The sequence below is a fragment of the Arsenophonus endosymbiont of Bemisia tabaci Q2 genome (genome assembly GCF_902713415.1).
GTDB lineage: Bacteria > Pseudomonadota > Gammaproteobacteria > Enterobacterales > Enterobacteriaceae > Arsenophonus.
Genome location: NZ_CACTIE010000283.1, coordinates 1 through 1,519 on the forward strand (window position 1 = coordinate 1; position 1,519 = coordinate 1,519).

Below are 1,519 nucleotides of genomic sequence, written 5' to 3' on the forward strand. Positions count from 1 at the left end.
TTATAGCTAAGCGTCTTAATTTTGACTACAAAATATATGTTTTTCTCCAATATAAATTTACTGATATAGAGTAATTACTTGTAATCATTTTAAAGTCGTCCAGCTATAGCTGTTGCAAAATATATATCATGATTCTCATCAAAGTACATTTTCATATTGCTTATAGAGTCGTGTAATCTGATTGCTATATTGGCTAGTATATTATCATCTGTAGTGACAAAGACCTTTTCTGCATACTTCACTAATGGATGTTCATGATTAATTTCAAATCTACCTTGTTCGTTATTCATGAATGTATTAGTTAATTTGTTAAGAGCTACGTCTACATAACCTTTTGCAAGGTTTAGAGCACCCCTAAAATACTCTATGTTGTTTCTTAGGTAAGCGTATTGTGTAGAAAAATGAACTGGAAAATCCCTCTTGTTATCGTAGCGCTACTAGCTTCAATGTTAGGCGCAACCCTATATTATCGAACACTGTATTATCAAACGGAGAAAGCACGAAAGATTGCTATATCGGATAGAGAAAAACAGCAGGTTGTATTTGAGCAGTTAAGCCATCAAATACGGACCATCTCGGCGTTAGATACACAACACACTAAAGCACTTGAATATGATAAGAAACTTATTACCCAGCTTGAGCACGATGTGGCTACTAGTCGTCGCCGGTTGCACGTCAAAGCAACCTGTTCCAATGTGTCCGCCAATACCACCCCCTCCGGCTTGGATGATGCAACCAGCGCCAGACTTGACTACACCGCTCAACGAAATTATTTCATCCTCAGACGGCGAATCGAAATTGCGGAAGAGCAGATAAACGGCTTGCAGAACTATGTGCGGCAAGTCGTCTTGTCTCATCAACAGGAAGCGAAGAATTAATGAACTGGATTGATTGTCGTGTTCGTCTGCCAGATATTGTGACGATAAAGTACTTATTTTATAATAACAATACAAAAGGTCAGCTAGTTGGCATTGATCTGGGTAATTCCCACTTCCACTATTCAGATTGTTGTCAAGGTATCCAGAAAACGTGCACAGCAAGCCACTGAATGCCATTGTCTGAATCGCCAAGTGAAGATGATATTGAAGCGGTTAAAAATGCCAAAGATCCTTGTATGGAGTCTTTGTCTGGAATACAGAAAAGACATCCTCTAATCATTAAGATGTTGGGTAAATGATAAAGAGGAATTAAAAATGACATTAAATCAAGCGCCACATTATGAAGCAATAGGTCACTGCGTGTTTCTAAAAGAAAAAATTAAATCATGGATTAAATTTCTTGAAAACAGGCTGTCTCCTCTTGGAGAATGAATAATGATGACAAGAATTAGGCCAATTGGCCCTTATGCAATACAGGTTTCTTTTTATGAAAGCGATACTCAAGAGGGGTATGTATCAATATATGAACCAGTAATAAATAATAATTTTTTGAACTTTACAACGGTTGAGCGAATAGAATTATTTATACCTACTTCAAGAATAAAATATGTGAAGACTTTTCCTATAGAAAAATATAGAAA

3 protein-coding genes are annotated in these 1,519 nt (G+C 36.5%); all 3 read left to right on the top strand.

What is annotated here, in order from left to right:
• Positions 1-401: 401 nt before the first annotated feature.
• Entirely contained in the window at positions 402-878 is a 477-nt protein-coding gene (locus ARSQ2_RS11290; RefSeq protein WP_181995346.1) for a lysis protein, read from the top strand.
• Positions 878-1,048 carry a hypothetical protein gene (locus tag ARSQ2_RS11295; protein WP_181995347.1) on the top strand — a complete coding sequence of 57 codons (171 nt, stop codon included), beginning with the start codon at positions 878-880 and terminating at the stop codon, positions 1,046-1,048. The genes ARSQ2_RS11290 and ARSQ2_RS11295 overlap by 1 nt, the downstream gene beginning before the upstream one ends.
• A gap of 265 nt (positions 1,049-1,313) precedes the next feature.
• A partial coding sequence (locus ARSQ2_RS11300) for a hypothetical protein (RefSeq protein ID WP_181995348.1) occupies positions 1,314-1,519 on the top strand: 206 nt, incomplete at its 3' end.